Here is a 20,277-nt window from a genome sequence, read left to right as displayed (position 1 = left end):
AGATTTTGGGGAGAAAGTGCGGTTGGTTTTGGTGGTGTTTTAAACCTAAAAAATTAATAACGTTTCAAAAGAAAAATGATAGCGTAAGAATGACCTTACACCATCATAACAAAGTGGAAAATCACGATTATGAGCTTTATTTAACGATTAATGATATCGAACACACAAAGACGCAGGTCAAACATCCACAAACCGATGGCATCTACGAGCGTTTTCATAAAACGATTTGCAGGAATTTTATCAGGTTGCCTTTAGGACGCGAATTTATATAGATTTAAAGACAATACAAGCGGACTTAGATGAATGGATATTGTATTATAACCGTCGTCGTACCCATCAAGGTAAAATGTGTTGTGGAAGAACACCGATGGAAACATTACTTGATGGGAAACCTATTTGGGCAGAAAAGAATCTAAGCTCAAATTAATCTGACAACCCTAAGTTTTTAAACGGGAGACTGTCAGATTGGGTTTGATTTTCTACACATTATTCTGTTTGTTCTTTAACTTTTTTACCGTTATTCCATTCGATTACGCGGTAGGGGGTCGCAACACCGTTTTCATTCCGGAAAAACACTTCTTTACCATGTTTTACTTTACCGTTCATTTCTTGCATATGTACTTCTAGGTCATGCTTATATTGCCAAATAACAACTAGCTTACCACTTTCATCGTATTCGTAGGAAAAACCATCTGCTAAATTATTTTTATAGTCAATAGCCGCTTTTACTTTGCCATTTTCCCAGTAGTGCATAATTTTTCCGTGTATTTCACCTTGATCATTATAGCGCATGGTGCTTTTTAGTTTGCCGCTCGGATAGTAAATCGGAGATTCACCAATAACTCTGCCATTTGGACCAATAGTGAATACATTTTTAACCACATTTGAACCGTAATGATAAACGACACAACGTTGGTTGCCATGGTTATCAAATGTGCAGTCGCCTGTTGGATCAACTGCATAAACATTTCCAGCAATCGTTGCTAATGAAATTAACCACCATTTTTTCATAAATTTTCCTTTTAAAGAGAGAAATGAATTCGCTCCATTTTAACATAGTTTTCTAAAAGTTGAGTGAATTTCTATAGTATATTGAGATGACTTTTTATTATTGCCTATTTTATTTCAGTAATTACATTCAAAATCCGCTTATCCGACACCTGATACTTCGTGCCTAATTGCTGCGCAAATAAACTCACACGCAATTCTTCAATCATATAACGAATTTCCGCGACTTCATCAGAAATTGGTTTAGATTTCGGTAGTTTTGCGAGCAATTGTTGGTAAGCCTGTTGTACTTGTTCCACGCGTAACATAGCCGCACGATCGCGATTTACATCTTGAGCCAGTTTATCGATACGTTTATCAACGGCTTGCAGATAACGCTGTAAATCAGGTAGGCGATCATAACCGCTCTTTTGCACAAAACCTGGATAAATCAGCCCGCTTAATTGCGACTTAATATCAGAAAAAGCAAAGGCCATAGTGAAATCCATTTTGCCTTTTAAACGTTGGTTCAAGGCATGGTTAAGGGATAGGATTTGCTCTACTTTCTGCGCGATATCTACGGTCACTTCGTTAAGGTTTTCTCTCACGAAATCACGCAATTTCTCAAAGCCTGCTTCATCCCAAACAAAACCACCAAAATCGGCAATCAGTTTATCCACCGCACAAGCGATACAGTCATCAATCAAATCTAACACGCGACCGAACGGGGTAAAATACAGCCCCAATTTAGCTTTATTCGGCAATTTTTCATGCAGGTATTTAATCGGTGACGGCACATTGAGTAGCAACAATCGGCTCAAGCCTTGTTGCATCGCCACCGCTTGCTCAAACTCTGTTTCAAATAGCTTAATACCTACCGCATCTTTTTCATCCACAATAGCAGGGAACGCTTTGACGCTGAAACCGCGTTGTTTTTGTTCATAACATTGTGGCAGCTCTGCAAAGCTCCAAATATGCAATCCACTTTGCTCAATGCCATCATCTGCTACAGCAGAAATACTTTCCTGCACACGATCTTTTAAGTTGAATTTCAGCTCATCCAAATTCATCGATTCGGCAATTTTCTTACCGTTTTCATCCACCACACGGAACGTCATTTTCAAATGGCTTGGAATTTGTTCCCAATTCCAATGTTCCGCTTCTACAGTAACGCCCGTCATACGACGCAATTCATAAATCAGCGTATCTAATAACGGTTTTTCCAACGGCACGGCACGACTTAAAAAAGCTTGAGCATAATTAGGTGCTGGCACGAAGTTACGACGATAAGATTTCGGCAACGATTTAATCAACGCAATCACCAGCTCTTCACGCAAGCCTGGAATTTGCCAATCAAAGCCCGTCATTTCCACTTGGTTAAGCAATGGCAATGGAATATGCACGGTTACCCCGTCCGCATCAGTACCCGGTTCAAATTGATAAGTTAATTTGAGTTTTAAATTGCCTTGATGCCAGAAATTTGGGAAGTCCAGCTTGCTCACTTGCTCCGCATCATCGTTAATTAAGAATGAGCGTTCAAAATTAAGCAATTCAGGATCTTTTTGCTGCGCCTTTTTCCACCAGGTATCAAAATGTTTTTGGGAAACCACTTCCGTACCAATACGCTGATCGTAAAATTCAAAAAGCGTGCGATCATCCACCAAAATATCGCGGCGGCGGCTTTTGTGTTCCAACTCCTCTACTTCTCGAACAAGTCGTTGATTTTCTTTGAAGAATTTATGTTTGGTATTCCAATCCCCTTCCACTAAGGCAGATTGAATAAAGATCTCACGGCTTACCGTCGGATCAATAGCACCGTAATTCACTGGTCGCGCAGCCACAATCGGCACACCGTAAAGCGTGACTTTTTCATCGGCAATCACCGCCCCACGAGATTTCGACCAACGCGGTTCGGAATAGGATTTTTTAATTAAATGCTCGGTAAGTGGCTCAATCCATTCTGGCTCGATTTCCGCCACCATGCGCCCCCAAAGTTTGGAGGTTTCCACTAACTCTGCCGCCATCACCCATTTCGGTTGTTTTTTGAAAAGCACAGAATTGGGGAAAATCGCAAAATGGGCATTACGTGCGCCAAGATATTGCTGTTTTTCTGCTTCTTTTAAGCCTATATGAGAAAGCAAGCCGCTTAAAAGTGCGGTGTGAATTTGCTGATATTCTGCTTTTTCCGAATTAATCGGCAAGCCCATTTCACGCACGGTTAAACGAATTTGATGATAAATATCCTGCCATTCGCGAATACGTAAATAATTTAAGAAATCCTTTTGGCATTGACGACGGAATTGGTTTTTACTCAATTCTTTTTGTTGTTCTTGTAGATAACGCCAAAGATTGAGGAAAGCCAAGAAATCCGATTTTTTATCGGCAAAACGACGATGTTTTTCATCGGAAGCTTGCTGTTTTTCTTGTGGGCGCTCGCGCGGATCTTGAATGGATAACGCAGCGACAATAATCATCACTTCATGTAACGCACCTTGTGAGACAGCACTCAGCAACATCTTCGCCAAACGAGGATCCACAGGGAGTTGAGCTAATTGACGACCTACTGCGGTTAATTGACGTTTCTCACCCGCTTTGGTGCGAACCATTTCAAACGCACCTAATTCTTCCAACAGTTTTATCCCATCTTGAATATGGCGTTTATCTGGCGCATCCACAAACGGGAACGCTTCAATATCATCTAAGCCCAATGCCGTCATTTGCAAAATAACAGAGGCTAAATTGGTGCGTAGAATTTCAGGATCGGTAAACTCTGGACGAGAATTAAAATCCTCTTCCGAATATAAACGAATACAAATCCCTTCACTTACACGACCACAACGGCCTTTACGCTGGTTAGCAGATGCCTGTGAAATAGGTTCAATCGGTAAGCGTTGTACTTTAGTGCGATAGCTATAACGGGAAATGCGTGCGGTACCTGGGTCAATCACATATTTAATGCCCGGCACAGTCAATGAAGTTTCCGCGACGTTGGTCGCTAATACAATGCGATTTAAACCACTTGGATGGAAAATTTTATTCTGTTCTTGCGCAGACAAGCGTGCAAAGAGCGGTAGAATTTCCGTGTGTTTTAGATTTTGTTTTTGTAAAGCTTCGGCTGTATCACGAATTTCTCGCTCACCGTTCATAAAGATCAAAATATCGCCACGACCTTCTGCTTGCAGTTCATCCACCGCATTAAGAATGCCTTGTAGCTGATCTTGATCGTCTTCCTCCACTACGGGACGATAACGTACTTCAACGGGATAGGTTCTACCTGAGACTTCGATAATTGGGGCATTGTTGAAATGTTTGGAAAAACGTTCCACATCAATGGTCGCGGAGGTGATGATAAGTTTTAAATCACGACGACGTGGTAAAAGCTTTTTCAGATAACCAAGAATAAAATCGTTGTTTAGACTGCGTTCGTGGGCTTCATCGATAATCAAACAAGAATATTGATTGAGGAAACGATCGTTTTGAATTTCTGCTAGCAAAATCCCGTCGGTCATCAACTTGATTTGCGTATCATCACTGATTTGATCGTTAAAACGGACTTTATAACCGACTAAACCGCCAAGCTCTGTTTCCAGCTCTTCTGCAATACGCGCTGCCACCGAACGAGCGGCAATTCGACGAGGCTGAGTATGACCAATCATGCCTAAATTGCCAAAGCCCAGCTCCAAACACATTTTTGGCAGTTGGGTGGTTTTACCTGAACCGGTTTCACCTGCCACTACAATGACCTGATGTTCAGAAAGTAGTTTTTGAATTTCTGCTTTACGTTGGCTAACGGGCAAACTCTCTGGAAAAACAATCGGATTTTTAACCGCACTTTTACGATTTTCTACACGCAATTGAGCCTGTTCAATTTGCTGTTGGATTTCAGCAGCCACTGCTTGCTGAGCTTCTTGGCTTTTAATTTTTCCAATCCCATGAATACGGGCAGATAAACGACGTTGATCCACCAGCATGATATCCTTGAGTTTCGAAAAGAGAGATTGTTGTATCGGGTTTAATTCACGTTTGACTGATTTATTCTTCATATCTATTTACTTTTAAAACCACCGTAAGCCAAACAAAGCCAACCAATTAAAAATAACGTTCCGCCAATTGGCGTTACCCACACAAGGAACTTTCCCGCTCCAAGGGCAAGTGCATAAAGACTGCCGCTAAAAAGAAGAATACCGTACGCCCAAGCGCCTGCAACAAGATTAACTATTTTGTTTGCAACCAATACTTCACGGCACAATTGCAAAATGCCAATCGCAAAAATCGCAATGGTGTGGAACATTTGATATTTCACACCTGTTTCAATCCACGCTAATTCTTTAGGCTCTAAAACCTTGCTTAATCCATGAGCCGCAAAAGCACCAATCGACACACATAAAAAACCGCTTAATCCCGCGATAAATAACCATTTGTTTTTCATTTAAAATTTTCCTATTAATACAGCTAAAATACCTGCGGCGATTAGAGGTCCCACCGGAATACCACCTAAGAAAGACACACCTATAATCGTACCAATTAATAATCCTGTCACCAAAACAGGTTGTTCACTCATTAATGGCACCCCCTTCCCCGCAAGCCATGCGACGAATACTCCCGTTAAAATAGAGACCCCCATTTTCCAGTTTAAAAATGAACTGAGATCGGGCAGTTGAATTTTTCCCGACACTAACGGTGCTAGGACACCAATCGTTAAAATGATGATCCCGATTTTGACACCGTATTGTTCGAGTATGGGAATGTATTTGGATAATAAGGTTTGTTGCATGATTAACAGCACGGCGGCTGAGATGGTAATCGCGCTATTTTGGCTAATTAAACCTAAAACGATTAAGAAAACCAATAACAACGCGACCATATTGAATTGTAATGACATAATACCTCTAAAGTGCGGTCAGAAAAATGACCATTTTTGGCATGTAAAGTTTTTGTAAATTATACCAATTTCTTGCTTTTCTGTGTTTTTTATTTACCCAAAAAAAGCTAGAATACAAAAGAACTTACTTCTCATCCTCCCTGTTTTTACTAAGGTTCCTTTGCCCTATGTCGAATGTCGTCAGCCCTGAATTGATTAAAACTGTTGTTCTACTCGCCACCAGCGTAACCATCGTGCCGCTTTTTAAGCGTATTGGCTTAGGTAGCGTCTTAGGTTATTTAGTGGCGGGCTGTTTAATTGGTCCTTCGGTGTTCGGCGTAATAAAAGATGCAGAATCAGTTCTCCATATGGCTGAACTTGGCGTGGTGATGTTCTTATTCATTATCGGGTTGGAAATGCATCCTGAACGCTTATGGGCAATGAGAAAAGCAATCTTCGGGCGAGGTTTTCTACAAGTCGGGCTATGTGGTGCACTGCTTACCTTTGCCGGTATCTATATTTTAAATCTTCCTAAAGAAGTGGCGTTTATTGCAGGGATGGGTTTTACGCTCTCCTCTACGGCTATCGTAATGCAGGTATTAGAAGAACGCGGGATTACGAACACACCAAAAGGCCAACGGGTGATTTCAACCTTAATTTTTGAAGATTTATCCATTGTGCCATTATTGGCTTCTATTGCCTTTTTAACGCCTGAAACCAAACACATTGAACATCAAACTAACTGGACATCTATTGCTATTGCTCTCGGTGCCGTTGTCGGTTTAGTGGTTGCGGGCAAATGGTTAATGAACCCTATTTTCCGCTTAATTTCAAAAGCTCACATTCGTGAAATGATGACAGCTGCTGCCTTGCTTGTGGTATTAGGCGCAGCCTTAGCCATGGAAGCGAGTGGACTTTCAATGGCGATGGGCGCATTCGTCGCCGGTGTGATGCTTTCAGAATCTGCATTCCGTCACCAACTCGAAGCGGATATTGAACCGTTCCGTGGTCTATTACTCGGTCTTTTCTTTATGGGCGTAGGGATGTCACTTGATCTAAGCTTAGTCTTCAATGATGCGCTTTGGTTATTGGGTATCGTATGCCTTTATATCATTGGCAAAGCCCTAGCCGTTTACACTGTTGCACGTATTACGAAACTTGATCGAAAAGAATCTATTGGTCGTATGACGATTATGGCGCACGGTGGTGAATTTGCATTCGTACTCTTCTCTGCCGCGACTACGGCGGGCGTGATGACAAAAGATCAAAATGCGACCTTTACCGCCGCAGTAATTATCTCGATGTTATTCTCCCCATTAATTGGTTTATTAATGCGTAAAATTAGCCAACGTAAATCCGTGAATCAAGATGAAAAAGTCGATACCAGCGATCTTGATCCAATTGTGGATTTAGAAGATAGCGTACTCGTGATTGGTTTTGGTCGTTTCAGCCAAATCGTCTGTCAATCGCTTCTTGTTCGTGGTATTAATGTATCGGTGATTGACCGCAACATCGAAAATATCCGTGCGGCAGCCAAATTTGGTTTTAAAGTTTATTACGGTGATGGTATTCGTCTTGATGTGTTACGTGCTGCCGGTATCGAAAAAGCGAAATGTGTCGTCATCGGGATTAACGATACAGATCGTATTGAAAGCATTGTTCAGAACTTGAAAGATGCTTATCCTAAACTCCCTATTTTGGCGCGAACTTATGACCGTAAAACAACAGTAAGCCTGATTAAACGAGACGTAGACTTTATTGTACGTGAAACCTTTGAGTCTGCACTTACGCTCAGCCATGCAACATTAATGCAATTAGGTGTCAATAAAATCGAAGCTGATGAAGTGATTGCAGAAGTTCGTTACTTAGACCAAGAGCGCTTAAATGAAGAGGTTTTACACGGTTTTTCAACGGACATCATCCGAAAATATTGGATGCCTAAGCCCTTCATCAAACCTCATATTAATGCCGAAGCATTAAATGAAGAAACGGCTGAAATCTTAGAAAAAGAAGATGATATCAATGATGAAGCCGCCGTTGAAACGCTTCTTCATGATGATTCAGAAACTGAGAAACAAAAAGAAGTTGAATAACAAAAAAGCCCGATAAATCATTATCGGGCTTTTCTATTAGGCTTTCATTGTCACAATCCAGCAATTGTGGATTTGCTTATTCCGCTCAAAATCAAGTGGCAAGGTTTTAGCAGAAATTTCAACCGCACTTAATCCCAATTCATCTAACGCCTCAAAATCCATTTTAAAACCACGTTTATTGTTTGAGAACACGATGGTGCCGTTAGGATGTAAAATACGTTTAAGATTACGCATTAATTTGATGTGATCACGTTGTACATCCCAGCTGTCTTCCATACGTTTAGAATTCGAAAATGTTGGCGGATCCACAAAAATCAGATCAAACTGACGATCGCATTTCTCTAGCCATTGTAAGCAATCTGCTTGAATGAGCTTGTGCTGCTTACCTTCAATATCATTTAAAATCAGGTTTTGTTCTGCCCAGTTTAGATAGGTGTTTGACATATCCACGGTTGTTGTCGATTTTGCCCCACCTAATGCAGCATGCACTGTTGCAGAACCGGTATAAGCAAAAAGATTGAGGAAATCTTTGCCTTTTGCCATTTCACCAACCATTTTACGGGTTAAACGATGATCTAAGAATAACCCTGTATCCAAGTAATCCGTTAAATTCACCCAAAGCTGTGCGCCGTATTCATTTACATAGAAATATTCGCCTTTATTGGCCAATTTTTCATACTGATTGGTACCTTTTTGTTTTTGACGGACCTTCAAAATCAGTTTATTGGTTTCAATACCAGTGACTTGCAAGGTTGCAGTCACTGCATCCAATAAACGCTGACGGGCTTTATTTTCATCAATATTTTTCGGTGCAGCATACTCTTGCACCACAATATGATCGCCATAACGATCCACCGCCACATTGTATTCCGGTAAATCAGCATCATATAAACGATAGGCATCAAGGCCTTGCTGTTTCGCCCATTTTTCAATTTTCTTGATATTCTTCTGTAAGCGATTCGCAAAATCCACCGCGACCGTTGAAGTGCGGTCAAATTCAAGTGGATTTTCAGCCGCACTTTCTTTGCGTTCAGAAATTTGATAATTCTTCTGAACACAATCTAATGGGCCGTTTTTCGCTTTAAATTGACGATGAGAACGCATACGCAAGCAATCAAGCAAGGTTGATTCACTACTGAAAATTGACGCATTCCAACCACCAAATTCATTTTTAAGGCGTTGTCCAAAGACTGAATATAGTGCAATCAAAGCAGGCGTTGTGCCTAAACGTTCACCGTAAGGCGGGTTACAAATCACCGTTCCTACTTCATCTGGGCTTGGATTTTTTAATGCGGCGACATCACCTTGTTTCCACTGAATTAAGTGTGCTACGCCTGCATTTTGTGCATTCTTTTGCGCTTTTTTCAGCACACGATGATCGAGATCGAAACCATAAAAATGCGGTTTTGGATTTTGATTAAAATAAGTTTCCGCTTGTTGTACGGCTTCTGCTTTCACCTTATCCCAAGCATCTTGATTATGCCCTTTCCAGCAATCAAAGCCCCAATGTAAACGATGTAATTGCGGTGCAATTTGTGCTTCCATCTGTGCCGCTTCGATTAACAAGGTACCTGAACCGCACATTGGATCCACTAAAGGCGTCCCTTTTTTCCAACCTGAACGCAGCACTATCGCAGCGGCTAAGGTTTCACGTAAAGGCGCTTGGCCTGTATCTTCGCGATAACCTCGTAAATGTAATGCTTCGCCACTTAAATCGAGTGAAACGACGAGCTCTTCTTTATTCAAATAAACATGAATTCGCACATCTGGATAGTCTTTATCCACATTTGGACGTGCTTTCCCTTGGCGTTCAAAATAATCCACAATGGCATCTTTCACACGCATCGCACCAAATTGAGTGTGACGAATTTCTTGGTTTGTCCCGTTGAAATCAACAAAAAATGTGGCTTTCTCGTCAGAATAACTTAACCAATCTTGCCCTGTCACAATTGAATACAAGTCTAAATCACTGTATACCTTGCCATTTACAATAGGTAACAAAATACGTGAAGCTAAACGTGACCATAATAAGCTGCGATAAAGCGTTTCATCATCAGCTTGAAAATGTACACCGCCTTGTGCAATTTTACATTCCGTTGCACCAAGCTCTGTCAGTTCGACTTTTAAGAGTTCTTCAAAACCACGGGCAGTTGTGGCAAATAATTGTTTCATGCGTTTTCTCGATAGGGAAAAATTGGGCGGATTATAGCACGAAAGTGCGGTTAAATTTGGGGATATTTCAAGAATATTCCCCCTCTTTTGTAAAGAGGGGGCGAGGGGGAGATTTTAATTATTTACTTAAACATTGTGCATAGCTATCAGCGGTGGCTTGAAGGAAATTCGCATAAGAATTTGGACCAAGCTGTACGTTATCGCCAATAGGATCTAAACGACCAACATTAACTTTTGTACTTTGTGCAAGCGAATCAATCACTTTTGGTGTGAATTGAGGCTCAGCAAAAAGACAGTTCACATGGTGTTCTTCAATCTCTTCTTTGATGTGAGCAATGGTTTTTGCACCTGGTGCCACTAATGGATTAATGGTGAAATAACCGGTTTGATTTAAACCATAAGCATCATTGAAATAACTATAAGCATCATGGAACACAAAGAAACCTTTATCTTTAAGTGGCGCTAATTGTGCTTTGATCTTGTCGCTTTGCTCTGTCAAAGTGCGGTTAAAATCAGCTAAGTTTTTCGCAATGAGCTCTTTTTTATCTGGGTGTTGTTCTGTTAATTTATCCGCGACTTTCTGTGCCACAATTTGGCTAATGGCTGGTGAATACCATAAGTGCCAGTTTACACTTAACCCATTTTCATCAACATCGTGGTCGTGATGGTCATGACCATGCTCGTGTTTATGATCGTGTCCATGTTTGTGATCATGGCCGTGCTCGTGTTCATCGCCTTCATGATAATGCTCATGATGCACTTTGCTTAAAAGTGGTTTAATTTCTGGAATCTCCGAAATATTGATGACTTTTTTGCTATCAATTTGGCTAATTGGTTTTGCTAAGAAAGCATCAATATCTTCACCGACCCAAAGCACTAAATCTGCAGATTTTACTTTTTGCACATCTGAAAGTTTTAAGCTGTAATCGTGTGGGGAAGCACCTGCTGGCACTAAAATTTGCGTATCTGTTACACCATTAGCAATAGACGATGTAATAAAACCGAGCGGTTTCACGGATGCCAATACATCTGCATTTGCTATCATTGGAAGGGTTAAAAGTGCGGTAGAAATTGCACTCATTTTTAATACTTGTTTCATTTTGTTTCCTTACTTTTATTGGGAATTATTCTCAAAGCCAACATAGACTACGCCTTTTTGATAAAATTGCAACATTTCAAATTAAAAAAATGAAGTGATATTTCTTCATCTTATTGAATACTTTTATTCATAAAGAAAAAGCAACGTTTTCACGTTGCTTCATTTCTTTATTTTAATAACTTGTCTATTACCCTAGAAACGGCAAAAAATCCAAAGGTTGCGGTGATCATGGTTGCCGCACCAAAACCATTTGCACAATTCATGGTGGCTGATACTTCACAGCCCTCGCCCATTTTAGGGAAAATCAAAGGCTGGGTTGAAAACACCGCATCAACTGCAAATTTACGTTGTGGATTTTGGGTAAAATTAAAATCCTTACGTAAAACTGACCGCACTTTCGCCAATAATGGATCTTGAATCGTTTTGCTTAAATCAGCAATTTGGATTTTGGATGGATCTGTCTGACCACCTGCGCCACCAATAGTAATAATCTTGATTTTATTACGTTTGCAATAGGCAATCATGGCTGCTTTGGTTTTCACATTATCAATGGCATCAATGACATAATCATAACCACGATTTAAGTATTCGGCTTGATTATCCGGTGAAATGAAATCATCGATAATATTCACCACACATTCTGGATTAATCAGCTTAACGCGTTCTGCCATCACTTCCGTTTTAAGCTTGCCAATATTGCCGCTTAATGCAGGAAGCTGACGATTAATATTAGTGACACAAATATCATCCATATCAATCATAGTGATCTGCCCTACGCCACTTCGCGCAAGCGCTTCCACCACCCACGAACCTACGCCACCAATACCAATAACGCACACATGAGCCTGACGCAAACGCGCCAAGCCTTCTGGTGTATAAAGGCGACCAATGCCGCCAAAACGTTGTTCGTAGTTATCAACACGAGCCATTATTGTAGAACCCAAACGCGTCCATAATGTTTTGATAACCCCGCGATATGACCCGCTTGATCGCCAATACCACGGTATAAGTCAAAGTGATGACCATTTACTGCTCCGCCCACATCGAGTGCCACCATTAAGTATAATTTGTGTGTGCCCATCCAGTTACCCTCATTATCAATATCAGGTACTTCAACCAATAATACGGTTCCAGAAGGAATCACATTGCGATCAGAAGCAACAGCAGCCATTGGCACTAAAGGCACACCTGCAGAACCTTTCACTTTACCTGTTGGATCGTTTTTAAAGAAAACATAAGATGGATTACGTTCTAACAATTCTCGTACGCGAGATGGGTTTGCTTTCCCCCATTCACGAATCGCTTGAATGGACATTTTTTCTTTTGGAATTTCACCATCCTCTACTAACAAACGACCAACCGCTTGATATTTATAGCCATTTTGTCCCGCATAGGCTAAATAATTTAAATTGCCATCACCGTAATCAACATAGCCACTCCCCTGCACGCCTAATAGGAAGTTATCCATCATTGAATCACTGTAAGCGAGCTCTAAGCCTTGTCCTGCCAATGCACCATTATAAATTTCTGCACGGCTATAACGTTTATAGCTTGGCATCGCATAAATTGGATGTTGATATTGACCTTGTGCAGTACGGCGTGCATGAATCACTGGCGAATAATAACCTGTCATCAATACGTTTTGATAACCATCAAAACCTTTCATAATCTGAGGATTAATGCCGTATTGTGCTAATTCATTTACATTTGCTCCTGCAAGCACCCAGTTAGTGATTTTGCCATAATTCGCCGCAAAGCGATTTGTTAATGAATTTGAATAATCACGAACATTCGTCAACTGCGTTAAAAAATCACCTTGGTTAACGACCGCACCTTTGTTCTCCACGGAAGCCACTGGGCTTAAAATAGCTTGTTGATAAGTACGTCCACTATACTTTGCTCCGAATTTTTGTGGATCGTCGCCTGTCGCAGTACGCGGCAAGCTAGAATTATTTTTTGAAGAGACTTTACTTGGTGCCGAGCCACATGATGCAAGCACCGAAACAGCCGCCATCACAGAGAGAATTTTTACGGCGAGATTTTGACGAAATTTCATTCTTATTTTCCTAAATTAAACTAACTAATACAAAGTTGCATACGCTATCAAAAATTCCCTTTTAGGACTAGCACTATTTCATAAAATGATTAATTAATATTCACATTGTTTATTTTCTTAACAAACAGAAAGTCAAATTCAGTTTAAATCTTGCAATAATTTTTGAAACGAGTATATTACGCGCCATCAGACGCGGGGTGGAGCAGCTTGGTAGCTCGTCGGGCTCATAACCCGAAGGCCGTCGGTTCAAATCCGGCCCCCGCAACCAAATTATAAAGCACTGAAATTTCGGTGCTTTTTTCGTTTTTAGATCGAAATAAAAAGACACAATGTCCTGAAACATTATGCCTTTATCCATCAATCCTATTAGATTTGATACTTTGTCTTATCGCCAATATCAAAATGCAATGGCATTCGCCATTTTTGAACCGCAAGAATCAATAATAATCCACCGACGATCAACGATAAAATTCGGACAATCCAACCACCTTCAAATACCCAAGCAAACCAAAGTGCGGCGACAAATGCAGGTTGTAAATTTAACAATGGTACTCTAAAACAGAAGTATTCTTTAAAGCATAAACCGCCCAGTGTGACCAATGCACCACCTAACGCTAATTCATGCCAACCTAACAGCGCACATAAGAGTGCAAGCCACGTGGCAAATTGGAATGTTAAGCGGAAATGCTTTAAATAAATATGAAGGGATGATGCACAACAAGTTGCCGCAATCAACACGGCAATTTGAGCCTGTTGAGGATACCAAGTTAAAGCCAAGATGCTAAATGCCGCAATGACAAAGCCTGTGCGATAAATAATGACAGTGATTTTATCCCAAACATCCATTGGAGATTGAATATGTGGATCAGCCATGTAATTTCCTTATTTTTGATGATAAAAAGTGCGGTCAAAAATACGCTCATTTTTGACCGCACTTTACATTGAGATTATTTTAATCGATCTAAAATCTTTTGATGAATGCCGCCAAAGCTACCGTTTGACATCACAAGAATGTGATCTGTTGGTTTTGCTTCTGCCACAATCATATCGACTAATTTATCAACATTTCCTGTGTAATGTGCCGGTTGCACACATTGTCCTGCAATTTCAGCCACATCCCATGGAATATTATCTGGTTGTAGCATAAACACCGCATCAGCACGTCCAAGCGCTGGCGCAATTTCATCTTTATGCACGCCCATTTTCATGGTGTTTGAACGAGGTTCTAATACGGCAAGAATACGTACGCCACCGCCTACTTTGTCACGCAACGCAGTAAGTGTCGCAAGAATGGCTTCTGGATGGTGAGCGAAGTCATCATAAACTGTAATACCGTTTACTTCGCCCTTCACTTCTAAACGACGTTTTGCATTGATAAAGCTGCCTAATGCATGACATGCATCTTCAATTTTCACACCTGCATGGTAAGCCGCCGCAATCGCCATTAAAGCATTGTGCATATTGTGCTGCCCAACAATATTCCATTTCACTTCAGCCACTTTTTTACCATGATGGAATACGACAAATTGAGAGCAATCATTGGTAATACGTTCCGCAAACCATTCCTTATCTTTACCGATAAATTGCTGTTCTGACCAACATCCCATATTGAGGGTTTCTTTCACGCTCTGTTCATCTGCAAAAGAAAGAACGCGTCCTGTAGAAGGAATGGTGCGGATCATATGATGGAATTGACGCTGGATCGCGTGAAGATCATCGAAAATGTCCGCATGATCGAAGCTAATATTGTTAATGATCAAGGTTTTTGGATTGTAATGTACAAATTTAGAACGTTTATCAAAGAACGCTGTATCGTACTCATCCGCTTCAATCACGAAGAACTCACTTTCCCCTAAACGAGCTGACGTACCAAAATTCCCCGCAATACCACCGATTAGAAAACCGGGTTTTAATCCATTTTGTTCTAAAATCCAAGTTAACATGCCCGTTGTTGTGGTTTTACCATGTGTACCCGAAACCGCCAATACCCAACGATTACGCAACAAATGGTCGTGTAACCATTGCGGACCTGATGTGTAAGGCAAGGCATTATCTAAAACATATTCCACGCAAGGATTACCACGTTTCATGGCATTGCCAACAATCACCATATCGGGTTCAGGCTGAAGTTGAGCCACATCATAATTAGGAATAATTTCAATACCCTGCTCTTGTAAAAAAGTGCTCATTGGCGGGTAAACATTGGTATCGGAGCCTGTGACTTTATAACCCATTTGTTTGGCAATCATCGCGACACCGCCCATAAAGGTCCCGCAGATGCCTAAAATATGAATATGTTTCATTGTTCTTCTCTAGTTGCTAAAAATGCTGACTATGATAAATCAACTCAAAGATTGAGTAAATAAGGGCTGTTTACATAAACAGCCCTCTTTATTATTTGATTCGGTCAAAGCCTGCTTGAAGATCGGCTATTAATTCATCCGTGTCTTCAAATCCAATATGCAGACGAATTAATGAGCCTGTTAATTTACGTTCAATACCCGGGCGAATTTTCGCAATTTCTTCTGGTTGATTACATAAAATGAGCGATTCAAACCCACCCCAAGAATAAGCCATCGTAAACAGTTCAAAGTGATCCATAAAGGCTGAAAGCTCTTCGTCATTTAAACGCTTATGTAATTCAAAAGAGAATAAACCGCTTGCACCAGTAAAATCACGTTTAAAGTTTTCATGACCTGGACAGCTTGGTAACGCTGGATGATAAACTGCTTTCACTTGTGGTTGTTCACTTAACCATTTGGCCACTTTTAAACTACTTTCATGATGTTGTTTTAATCGCACACCTAAGGTACGAATACCACGAGCAGTTGTATAAGCAGAATCGGCATCAACCATTTGTCCCATTAAATAAGAATGTTCGCGCAATTTATCCCAAGTACGTGCATTAGCCACAGCAGTACCAATCATAATATCAGAATGCCCTACTAAATATTTGGTCCCAGCTTGAATAGAGATATCAATACCGTGTTCTAAAGCTTTGAACAGTACGCCTCCAGCCCATGTATTATCGATCATAATGACAATTTCTGGGCTTACAGCTCTAACCACTTTAACAATCGCGAGGATATCAGGCACTTCCATCGTTAAAGAGCTTGGCGACTCTAAAAATAAGACTTTCGTGTTTGGTTGCACGAGTTTGGCAACATCAGCACCTATCATGGGATCATAATAGGTCGTATCAATGTGCATTTTTTTCAAAATCACATTGCAAAAATCTTGTGTCGGCTCATAGGCAGCCCCTGTCACTAAAACGTGATCGCCCGTTTCAACAAATGATAAAATGGCATTGGTTACTGCTGCGGCACCACAAGGATAAAGATAACAGCCAGCGCCCCCTTCCATTTCACACATTAAATCTTGAAGCGCAAAATGCGTTAACGTGCCACGGCGTCCGTAGAAAAGCTCTCCCTTATAACGATTTTTTGTGCAATGTTTTTTATCTGCAATAGTGTCAAACACTAAAGAAGATGCACGTTGAACCACGGGGTTAACAGAGCCTTGACTAAAACGTTTTTTACGCCCGGCATGAACCAGTGTGGTCGATAAAGTATGATGTTCTGACATATATTTCACCTGTAACTTAGACAATATTAATTAATTCAATAGATAAAAACAGCTGTTAAAGTGCGGTTAATTTTTTTAAAATATTCTCCGCATTTTGCATCCGCAAAATTTTTATTAACATTCATATAGGAATTATGACTATGGTATTAGTAACTCGTCAAGCTCCAGATTTTACTTCCTCTGCAGTTTTAGGCAATGGTGAAATCGTTGATAACTTCAATTTCAAAAAACACATCGAAGGTAAAGCAGCGGTATTATTTTTCTACCCATTAGACTTCACTTTCGTTTGCCCATCTGAGTTAATCGCATTCGACCACCGTTATGAAGAATTCAAAAAACGTGGTGTTGAAGTGGTTGGTGTATCTATTGACTCTCAATTCACTCATAACGCATGGCGTAATACCCCAACTGAAAACGGCGGTATCGGTGCAGTTAAATATGCATTAGCAGCTGACGTTAAACACGACATCGCTAAAGCATACGGTATCGAACATCCAGAAGCTGGCGTTGCATTACGTGCTTCATTCTTAATCGACAAAAACGGTGTTGTTCGTCACCAAATCGTAAACGACTTACCATTAGGTCGTAACATCGATGAAATGTTACGTATGGTAGATGCGTTACAATTCCACGAAGAACACGGTGAAGTTTGCCCAGCTCAATGGGAAAAAGGCAAAGAAGGTATGAAAGACAGCCCTGAAGGTGTTGCTAAATACTTGAAACAAAACGCTGACAAACTTTAATTTTTAAGAAAAAGCCACATTAAGTGGCTTTTTTTATTTTTGTAGATCCTTTAAAATGAACGTATCTTTAACCAAAGTACGGTTATTTTTATGAAATATAATATTCCCATTTTCCTGACGATTCTCCGAGTGATTTTAATCCCATTCTTCGTCTTGGCGTTTTATCTCCCTATCCCTTCAGCGCCTTTTATTACCACTCTTATTTTCTTTATCGCGGGTGTCACTGACTGGTTTGATGGCTATCTTGCTCGAAAACTAAAACAAACAACTCGCTTCGGTGCTTTCCTTGATCCTGTAGCCGATAAAGTGATGGTGATTACCGCGCTTGTATTAATTGTGGAATATCAACATTCTTTCTGGATTACTATCCCCGCGATTATTATGATTTCACGTGAAATCATTATCTCTGCTTTACGTGAATGGATGGCTGAATTAGGCGAACGTAATAAAGTGGCTGTTTCATGGCTGGGAAAAGTAAAAACCACCTCTCAAATGCTAGCTTTAGGTGGATTACTCTGGCGATATAACGTTTATATGGAAACATTGGCAATCATACTACTCTACTTGGCGGCAATTTTAACAGTGTGGTCAATGCTCCAATACTTGAAAGCAGCGAAAGGTAGTTTGTTAGATAACATTGAATTATAGAATTGACTAAATTTTAAATAAAAGGTGCGGTTATTTTAATCGCACCTTTTGTTTTTGAATTATTTTTAACCAATCAAAAAATTTTTTTACGAATTTTATTTGACACAATAAGATAAATCCGTAAAATACGCCCCGTTGTTTGGCAACAAGCAAACGCGGGAATAGCTCAGTTGGTAGAGCACGACCTTGCCAAGGTCGGGGTCGCGAGTTCGAGCCTCGTTTCCCGCTCCAATTTGCCCGAGTGGTGGAATCGGTAGACACAAGGGATTTAAAATCCCTCGCCTTTCGAGGCGTGCCAGTTCAAGTCTGGCTTCGGGCACCATTTCAAAATCATACCAGTGGGTCGTTAGCTCAGTCGGTAGAGCAGCGGACTTTTAATCCGTTGGTCGAAGGTTCGAATCCTTCACGACCCACCACTTTAAATCAGCACCTTAACGGGTGTTTTTTTATGCCTAAAATTTAGGATAAAGACTTTCCTACTCTCTTTTCTAAAAAATACATAAAAAAATAACCGCACTTTCGTACGGTTACTTATCTATATTCTAAAATGATTAGCCGTGATAACGTCCTACGCCTAATTCATCTTCTTTACGAGTTCGGTTCATCACCTCTTGTGGTGATTGTGCAATACGTAATCCCATTTGATCTTCTGTACGCACTACTTCACCACGTAGAGAGTTAGTATAAACATCAGTAATCTTGATATCGACAAACTTACCAATCATATCTGGTGAGCCTTGGAAATTAACAATACGGTTGTTTTCAGTACGTCCTGTTAATTCCATAATATCTTTCTTAGACGGCCCTTCTACCAATACACGTTGCTCTGTACCAAGCATACGGCGACTATATTGTGCCGCTTGTTGGTTGATACGCTCTTGTAAAAGATAGAGACGTTGTTTTTTCTCTTCTTCAGTAACATCATCTGGCATATCGGCAGCAGGTGTACCTGGACGCGCGGAATAGATAAAGCTGAAGCTCATATCAAAGTTAACTTGCGCGATGAGATTCATTGTTTGTTCAAACTCTTCATTGGTTTCACCCGGGAAGCCAACAATGAAATCTGAGCTGATTTGAATATTTGGACGCACCGCACGTAATTTACGAATGATCGATTTATATTCTAACGCAGTATGACCCCGTTTCATCATGGTTAAAATACGGTCTGAACCAGCTTGTACTGGTAAGTGTACGAAGTCTACCAACTCAGGCGTATCACGATACACATCAATAATATCATCTGTAAATTCGATGGGGTGGCTGGTAGTAAAACGTAAACGGTCGATACCGTCAATAGATGCCACTAAACGTAATAATTCAGCAAATGTACAGATACCACCATCAAATGTCGGGCCGCGATACGCGTTTACGTTTTGGCCTAATAAATTAATTTCACGTACACCTTGCTCTGCCAACTGCGCAATTTCAAATAACACATCATCAACAGGACGGCTCACTTCTTCACCACGGGTATAAGGCACCACACAGTAAGTACAATATTTATTACAGCCTTCCATAATAGACACAAACGCGGTTGAACCTTCTGCTCGAGGCTCTGGTAAGCGGTCAAATTTCTCAATTTCTGGGAAACTCACATCCACCACCGAACTTTTACCGCCACGAATTTGGTTAATCATTTCTGGTAAGCGATGTAAAGTTTGCGGACCAAATACGATATCCACATAAGGTGCTCGATGACGAATATGCTCACCTTCTTGTGAAGCCACACAACCGCCCACACCAATCACTAAGTTTGGATTTTGTTTTTTTAATTCTTTCCAACGACCTAACTGATGGAACACTTTTTCTTGTGCTTTTTCACGGATAGAACAGGTGTTAAGAAGTAACACATCTGCTTCTTCTGGAATATCTGTCAATTCCAAACCATGTGTATTTAAGAGAAGATCGGCCATTTTTGATGAATCGTATTCATTCATCTGACAGCCCCATGTTTTAATATGTAATTTTTGCGTCATATTGCTTAAAAAATAAAGATTAGTAAAAAGATAAAATCGGTCGGCTATTGTACAGAT

General features: G+C 40.5%; 15 protein-coding genes, 4 tRNA genes and 1 pseudogene. 8 read left to right on the top strand and 12 right to left on the bottom strand.

Annotation, left to right across the window (positions count from 1 at the left end; translation table 11 throughout):
- Nucleotides 1-110 precede the first annotated feature (110 nt).
- Nucleotides 111-427 (top strand): annotated as a pseudogene (locus tag INP94_RS06365) (integrase core domain-containing protein); the annotation flags it as partial.
- 59 nt (nucleotides 428-486) lie between these two features.
- Here INP94_RS06365 and INP94_RS06360 read toward each other — a convergent pair.
- From INP94_RS06360 to INP94_RS06345, 4 genes are all read right to left on the bottom strand, one after another.
- Nucleotides 487-1,011 carry a toxin-antitoxin system YwqK family antitoxin gene (locus INP94_RS06360; protein ID WP_197543036.1) on the bottom strand — a complete coding sequence of 175 codons (525 nt, stop codon included), beginning with the start codon at nucleotides 1,009-1,011 and terminating at the stop codon, nucleotides 487-489.
- A 104-nt stretch (nucleotides 1,012-1,115) separates the two neighbouring features.
- The gene (hrpA, locus tag INP94_RS06355) at nucleotides 1,116-5,030 is read right to left on the bottom strand and encodes an ATP-dependent RNA helicase HrpA (protein WP_197543035.1); all 3,915 of its coding nucleotides are present in this window, start codon (nucleotides 5,028-5,030) and stop codon (nucleotides 1,116-1,118) included.
- 2 nt (nucleotides 5,031-5,032) lie between these two features.
- Nucleotides 5,033-5,416 (bottom strand): DUF423 domain-containing protein, encoded by a 384-nt coding sequence (locus INP94_RS06350; protein WP_197543034.1) that lies wholly within the window; start codon nucleotides 5,414-5,416, stop codon nucleotides 5,033-5,035.
- Entirely contained in the window at nucleotides 5,417-5,869 is a 453-nt protein-coding gene (locus INP94_RS06345) for a DUF441 domain-containing protein (protein WP_197543033.1), read from the bottom strand. It lies immediately after the preceding gene.
- A gap of 167 nt (nucleotides 5,870-6,036) precedes the next feature.
- On the opposite strand from INP94_RS06345, the gene INP94_RS06340 reads away from it, so the two are divergent.
- Nucleotides 6,037-7,941, top strand: coding sequence for a monovalent cation:proton antiporter-2 (CPA2) family protein (locus INP94_RS06340; RefSeq protein WP_197543032.1), 1,905 nt, complete (start codon nucleotides 6,037-6,039; stop codon nucleotides 7,939-7,941).
- 36 nt (nucleotides 7,942-7,977) lie between these two features.
- On the opposite strand, the gene rlmKL is transcribed toward INP94_RS06340, so the two are convergent.
- The 4 genes from rlmKL to mltA form a co-directional block, all read right to left on the bottom strand.
- Entirely contained in the window at nucleotides 7,978-10,113 is a 2,136-nt protein-coding gene (gene rlmKL / locus INP94_RS06335) for a bifunctional 23S rRNA (guanine(2069)-N(7))-methyltransferase RlmK/23S rRNA (guanine(2445)-N(2))-methyltransferase RlmL (RefSeq protein WP_197543031.1), read from the bottom strand.
- A gap of 118 nt (nucleotides 10,114-10,231) precedes the next feature.
- The gene (gene znuA, locus INP94_RS06330) at nucleotides 10,232-11,212 is read right to left on the bottom strand and encodes a zinc ABC transporter substrate-binding protein ZnuA (RefSeq protein ID WP_197543030.1); all 981 of its coding nucleotides are present in this window, start codon (nucleotides 11,210-11,212) and stop codon (nucleotides 10,232-10,234) included.
- Between the two features lie 167 nt (nucleotides 11,213-11,379).
- Nucleotides 11,380-12,141, bottom strand: a complete 762-nt coding sequence (gene tcdA, locus INP94_RS06325) for a tRNA cyclic N6-threonylcarbamoyladenosine(37) synthase TcdA (protein ID WP_197543029.1) — start codon at nucleotides 12,139-12,141, stop codon at nucleotides 11,380-11,382.
- Nucleotides 12,141-13,268: a murein transglycosylase A gene (gene mltA, locus INP94_RS06320; protein WP_197543028.1), complete on the bottom strand. Its 1,128-nt coding sequence runs from the start codon at nucleotides 13,266-13,268 to the stop codon at nucleotides 12,141-12,143. Before mltA ends, tcdA begins: the two co-directional genes overlap by 1 nt.
- A 191-nt stretch (nucleotides 13,269-13,459) precedes the next feature.
- On the opposite strand from mltA, the gene INP94_RS06315 reads away from it, so the two are divergent.
- Nucleotides 13,460-13,536: transfer RNA gene (locus INP94_RS06315), tRNA-Met, on the top strand.
- 98 nt (nucleotides 13,537-13,634) lie between these two features.
- On the opposite strand, the gene INP94_RS06310 is transcribed toward INP94_RS06315, so the two are convergent.
- The 3 genes from INP94_RS06310 to metC form a co-directional block, all read right to left on the bottom strand.
- Nucleotides 13,635-14,141 (bottom strand): DUF2301 domain-containing membrane protein, encoded by a 507-nt coding sequence (locus tag INP94_RS06310; RefSeq protein WP_197543027.1) that lies wholly within the window; start codon nucleotides 14,139-14,141, stop codon nucleotides 13,635-13,637.
- A 74-nt stretch (nucleotides 14,142-14,215) separates the two neighbouring features.
- Nucleotides 14,216-15,571 (bottom strand): UDP-N-acetylmuramate:L-alanyl-gamma-D-glutamyl-meso-diaminopimelate ligase, encoded by a 1,356-nt coding sequence (mpl, locus tag INP94_RS06305; protein ID WP_197543026.1) that lies wholly within the window; start codon nucleotides 15,569-15,571, stop codon nucleotides 14,216-14,218.
- Between the two features lie 91 nt (nucleotides 15,572-15,662).
- A complete protein-coding gene (gene metC / locus INP94_RS06300; RefSeq protein WP_197543025.1) occupies nucleotides 15,663-16,853 on the bottom strand; it encodes a cystathionine beta-lyase in 1,191 nt (396 codons plus the stop codon).
- Nucleotides 16,854-16,993: 140 nt separating this feature from the next.
- Between metC and INP94_RS06295 the strand changes: the two genes are divergently transcribed.
- The 5 genes from INP94_RS06295 (at nucleotide 16,994) to INP94_RS06275 (ending at nucleotide 18,660) form a co-directional block, all read left to right on the top strand.
- On the top strand, nucleotides 16,994-17,596 hold the full coding sequence (locus INP94_RS06295) for a peroxiredoxin C (RefSeq protein ID WP_197543024.1): 603 nt from the start codon (nucleotides 16,994-16,996) through the stop codon (nucleotides 17,594-17,596).
- Nucleotides 17,597-17,686: 90 nt separating this feature from the next.
- Nucleotides 17,687-18,244, top strand: a complete 558-nt coding sequence (pgsA, locus tag INP94_RS06290) for a CDP-diacylglycerol--glycerol-3-phosphate 3-phosphatidyltransferase (RefSeq protein ID WP_049365349.1) — start codon at nucleotides 17,687-17,689, stop codon at nucleotides 18,242-18,244.
- 155 nt (nucleotides 18,245-18,399) lie between these two features.
- Nucleotides 18,400-18,475 (top strand) — tRNA-Gly (locus INP94_RS06285).
- A 4-nt stretch (nucleotides 18,476-18,479) separates the two neighbouring features.
- Nucleotides 18,480-18,566, top strand: a tRNA-Leu gene (locus INP94_RS06280).
- A gap of 18 nt (nucleotides 18,567-18,584) precedes the next feature.
- A tRNA-Lys gene (locus INP94_RS06275) sits at nucleotides 18,585-18,660 on the top strand.
- Between the two features lie 135 nt (nucleotides 18,661-18,795).
- On the opposite strand, the gene miaB is transcribed toward INP94_RS06275, so the two are convergent.
- The gene (gene miaB, locus INP94_RS06270) at nucleotides 18,796-20,220 is read right to left on the bottom strand and encodes a tRNA (N6-isopentenyl adenosine(37)-C2)-methylthiotransferase MiaB (protein ID WP_197543023.1); all 1,425 of its coding nucleotides are present in this window, start codon (nucleotides 20,218-20,220) and stop codon (nucleotides 18,796-18,798) included.
- Nucleotides 20,221-20,277: the final 57 nt, after the last annotated feature.

This window comes from Haemophilus parainfluenzae (assembly GCF_014931395.1).
GTDB lineage: Bacteria > Pseudomonadota > Gammaproteobacteria > Enterobacterales > Pasteurellaceae > Haemophilus_D.
This window is presented reverse-complemented; position numbering and strand designations above follow the sequence as displayed.